Raw genomic sequence first — 242 nt, forward strand, 5'->3', positions numbered from 1 at the left:
CCAATCTGCACCCCCAGCCGTGCCTCGTTCCTGACCGGAATGTACCCGATTGCGCATCAGGTACAGCGCAACGGCAATCGCGGTTTTCCCGAACACCTGCATCTGTTACCTCGTTCATTTCAGCAAGCGGGATATCGCACAGGGTTGATTGGTAAGCTGCATCTATCCGCCAGCCAGCACGGCGTGGAACATCGCCCCGACGATGGTTACGATGAGTTTTACTGGAGCCAGCATCCGCACCC

Annotated in this window: 1 protein-coding gene; it reads left to right on the forward strand. The window is 57.4% G+C overall.

The window, feature by feature from the left end:
- The coding region (locus ACSZPU_RS26560; protein ID WP_499004595.1) for a sulfatase-like hydrolase/transferase at nt 1-242 on the forward strand (242 nt) is incomplete at both ends.

The organism is Phytobacter sp. V69 (assembly GCF_965644215.1).
Classification (GTDB): Bacteria; Pseudomonadota; Gammaproteobacteria; order Enterobacterales; family Enterobacteriaceae; genus Phytobacter.